The following is a 4,378-nucleotide window of genomic DNA, read 5'->3' on the forward strand; positions in this document are numbered from 1 at the left end:
ATCAAGAATTTGTGAAGTTTGCCAAAAGAGAGTACAACACTTTTAAGATTGATGTAACGGATAAAAATGTAGATAAAATAAAAAATGAAGTATTAGAAATTTTAAAAGGATATAGAGCTGATTTTAATAAATTAATTTTAGTTGGGAAAAATCAAGATATAGAATATATTTTAGAAATTCTTGAAAATAACGATTTTTATTATTTAAAGATAATGAATGAAACTAAGAACATAATAAATTATGAAGAACTTTCTAATTCTGATACCAGTGGGATTATTTCAGAAGTTTTAAAAAAATTAGGAAGTGATGAGCAAGCTATAAAGTATGGGATAGAGGCTCTATTGGAGACTGCAAATGAAAATTGAAGAACTTAATTTACAGGCGTTTGGAAAATTTAAAAATAAGAAAATTGAATTAAAAGACGGAATTAATTTGATTTATGGTGAAAATGAATCCGGAAAGAGCACCATATTCAAATTCATTGAAGGTATATTTTATGGATTTGCAAAAAGTGGTGTTCAAAGAAGAACTACTTCAGATTTTGAAAAGTATAGACCGTGGACTGAGAGTGAATATAAAGGCTCTATTGTTTTAAATAATGGCGATAGTTTTAGAATAATGAGAAACTTTGATAAGTATGAACTCGATTTTCACAATATGACAACAGGAGAAAATTTGAGTTCAGCAAGTGAGCTAAACAAGTTTGCAAAGATAAAACAGCCCGGGGTGTATTTACTCGATGTTGAAAGTTCGGTGTTTAGCAATTCATTTTTCATTGGACAGTTAGAATCAAAACTTGGTTCAGAAGTTGATACATTAAAGCATAGTTTGGAAAATTTTGCTACTTCTGGAGATGAAAAGTATTCTTTAATTGATGCGGTTGAAAATCTTGAGAAGAAAAGTGATGAATTGGGGCGTGAAAGTCGAAAGACTTCTCCGATAGGCAAGCTTTATCAGCAAATAGAACTTCTTAAAAAGAAAAAAAGTGAATTAAAAATAAATCTATCAAGATATGAAGAGGTAACTTCAGAATTTTTGGAACTTAAGCAAAGTTTGTATGAACAGAGAAAATTTGTAAGAAATTTAAAGTTATCAGATGACCAAAGAAACTATCAAAAAATAAAAAAATTTAGGAATAGTAAAGAAAATTTAGGCGAGGTAATTTCTGATACAGATTATGAAACTTTAATTGAAATAGATAGAGAGTATTCTAAGATAGAGAACAGACTAAATGAAGAGAGAACTTGCATAGATGTGGTCTGTGAATATGATGACATAGAAAAAGACTATGCGGAATTTAAAAAGTTATGTAGTAGAATAGATGAACTCAACAGAAATAATTTTTCTAAGGAAATTGAGTTGTTAAACCATGATTTAATAGTTTCTAAAGCTGAAGTTAATAAGCTGAATGGATATATGTTAATAGCTCTTGGTTTGGCGTTGTTGTCGGTTTTGGGAGCAGTTTACACTAGAAGATTTTATATTGGGATAGTTGCCATACCTCTATTGTTTTTTGCTTATTTAAAATTCAATCCATATAGAATGAAAAAGGCAGCAATGGATAGAATTGAAGATAGAATAAGTGACTATATGAAACAGTCTTCTGTAAAAACTCAAGAGAAAAGGGAAATGGACAATGTTTTTTCTGTATATATGAGAAAGTATAGATTAAATAGTTTGGAAGAACTTAGAGAGTTTTTTGAAGATGAAATTTCCAAATTGAATAAGATGGAAATTGAAAAAGATATAAGGAATGAAATAGAAGAAAATCTTAGGATTGAATTGGAAAAGAAATTAGAAAACTTCAATTTAAAAATAGTTGAGTTAGAAAGAAATTATTCCCTATCTTTCAATGAATTAAGAGAGAAGTATTTGTCAGATGAAGGGAAATCTTTAATACAAGATATTAAAAATAGCGAAAGTATTATAGAGCATATTTTAAATGGAAGAGATATTGAAGATTTAAATCATAATGTTGAAGTGGTAGACGGAAATTTGTTTGAAGAAGAGAGTGTATTGGAAGAATTGGAAGCTAAGTTTATAGAGCTTTCAGGTAAAATGAGCATAAATGATGCTAATTTTCACAAATTAACTGAAGTAGATGAAGAACTTAGTATATTGGAAGATAAATTACAAGAGCTTGAAGGAAATAAAAGTGCAATTCATAGGGCAATAGATGTGTTAAAAGAAATATATTCACAAAATAAAGAGGTATTTTTGCCAAAAATTGTGGGATTTATGACTGAGTTTATAAAAGATATAACATCTGGAAAGTACGATAGAATAGTTGTAGATGAAAAGTTTAACATTTTAGTAGAAGATAGAGCTTCCGGTAAGATGATTGAAGTTGATAAACTCAGCAATGGAACTGTTGACCAACTATATCTCGGGCTTAGACTTGCGATTTCAGAAATGATATATAAAAATGCACCTATAGTTTTAGATGACCACTTTATACAATATGATGATTTAAGGTGTAGAGAAACGCTTAAATTTTTGGATAATTATTCAAAGAAAAAACAAATAATAATATTTAGTGCAATGAGCAGAGAGTCTAAAATTTTAGATGAGATGGGCATTGCATACAACAAGGTGAATTTATGATATATGGGATAGGTGATTTACACTTTGACCCAATAGGTGAGAAACCTATGGATGTATTTGGGAGAAAGTGGATAAATCACAAGGAAAAGATAATTGAAAGTTGGAAGTCTAAAGTCAAAGATGATGATTTGGTATTGTTGCCGGGGGATATAAGTTGGGGGCTGAGACTTTCAGAAAGTGTTTTAGATTTAGAACTAATAGATAGTTTACCGGGATATAAGATAATTTCTAAGGGGAATCACGACTATTGGTGGAGTTCAATAACCAAATTAGATGAACTAAAACTTGAGAAGACAAAATTTTTGTATAATAACTCACACACTTTTGGGGATTATGCAATTGTTGGAACAAGAGGTTGGATATCTAAGGATATGAGTGAGTTTAAAAAGGCAGATGAAAAAATATATAATCGCGAGGTAATAAGGCTTGAAAATTCGATAAAGTCAGCTGAAAAAGGCAAGAAGCTTATAGCGATGATACACTATCCGCCATATAATCAAGATTTTTCGGCTAATGAATTTTCAAATTTATTGACAAAAAGTGGAGTGGGAATTTGTATATATGGGCATCTTCACGCTGAAGGACACAGACAAGTTTTTGAGGGAATTAAAAATGACGTCTTATATAAATGTGTTTCAAGCGATTATATAGATTTTAAATTACAGGAGATTGTTGATGGAAAGGGAAATTGAAGTAAAGTTATTGGGTTTAGATGTTGAAGATTTTAAATCCAAATTAACAAATATAGGCGCTGAAAAATTTTTGGAAGAAGACCAAGTTAATATAACTATAAATTCAAGTACACATGAAATAAATAGTGGCATTGGTTATTTGAGAATAAGAGAGTCTAAAAATTTAATAACAGGTGAAGATAAAAAGTATTTTACATTTAAGGAACAAATAACAGATAAAAATGTTAGAGAGAACATAGAACATACAACTGAAATATCTGATGTAATGGAACTTAGAAAAATTTTAGAACTTATGGGATATGATGTACAAATAGAGGGGAGAAAAAATAGAGTATCTTATAAGTTAAATAATATAAGGTTTGATGTTGATACATGGGACGAAGAAACATATCCTCACCCATATATTGAAGTTGAGGCTAATTCAGAAGAAGAATTATATGAAGTACTGAAAAATCTTCAAGTTGATAAGAAACACATTTCAACTCTTTCAATAGCGGAATTAAAAGACAGTATAGCAAAATAAATCGTGTGAGAGCACGATTTTTTTGTGCAAAAATAATGCGTCATAATTATAAATATGATATAATATTAAAAGGGTTGAGAAAATATAACTTAACATTAAATTAGGAGGGCTTATGGCTGGTTACAATTATATAAAATGGTTTAATGAGATTGGTAAAGACGATATATCACAAGTTGGTGGTAAGGGGGCTAATTTAGGCGAGCTTACAAGCATGGGGTTGCCTGTGCCACCAGGATTCTGTGTAACAGCAGGAGCATATGATGAATTTATAAATTATTCAGAACTTGATGAAATTGTAAGAATTTTAGTAAGTTCTCTTGACGTGGAAGATGTTGAAGCTTTGACAGATGTTTCAAAAGAAGTTAGAGATAAAATAAATTCATCTGAAATAAAGCCTGAGATAGAAGAAGAAATCAAAAGGGCCTATGCACAATTTGCGGAAGAAATAGGAGTAGAAAATCCTGAAGTTGCGGTTAGGTCTTCTGCAACTGCTGAAGATTTGCCAGATGCTTCATTTGCCGGACAACAAGATACTTATCTACACATAAGAGGCGAAGAA

Annotated in this window: 5 protein-coding genes; all 5 read left to right on the forward strand. The window is 30.2% G+C overall.

Annotated features, from left to right (window positions below):
• Window positions 1-365, forward strand: a 365-nt coding sequence (locus tag SOR77_RS09755) for a hypothetical protein (RefSeq protein ID WP_320636910.1), incomplete at its 5' end; no start/stop codon positions are given.
• Entirely contained in the window at window positions 355-2,604 is a 2,250-nt protein-coding gene (locus SOR77_RS09760) for an ATP-binding protein (RefSeq protein WP_320636911.1), read from the forward strand. The genes SOR77_RS09755 and SOR77_RS09760, both read left to right, overlap by 11 nt.
• Window positions 2,601-3,296, forward strand: coding sequence for a metallophosphoesterase (locus SOR77_RS09765; RefSeq protein ID WP_320636912.1), 696 nt, complete (start codon window positions 2,601-2,603; stop codon window positions 3,294-3,296). The genes SOR77_RS09760 and SOR77_RS09765 overlap by 4 nt, the downstream gene beginning before the upstream one ends.
• Window positions 3,280-3,819 carry a class IV adenylate cyclase gene (locus tag SOR77_RS09770; protein ID WP_320636913.1) on the forward strand — a complete coding sequence of 180 codons (540 nt, stop codon included), beginning with the start codon at window positions 3,280-3,282 and terminating at the stop codon, window positions 3,817-3,819. The genes SOR77_RS09765 and SOR77_RS09770 overlap by 17 nt, the downstream gene beginning before the upstream one ends.
• 112 nt (window positions 3,820-3,931) lie before the next feature.
• A partial coding sequence (locus SOR77_RS09775; RefSeq protein ID WP_320636914.1) for a PEP/pyruvate-binding domain-containing protein occupies window positions 3,932-4,378 on the forward strand: 447 nt, incomplete at its 3' end.

The sequence above is a fragment of the Peptoniphilus sp. genome, assembly GCF_034090345.1.
In the GTDB taxonomy this organism is placed as follows: Bacteria; Bacillota; Clostridia; order Tissierellales; family Peptoniphilaceae; genus Peptoniphilus.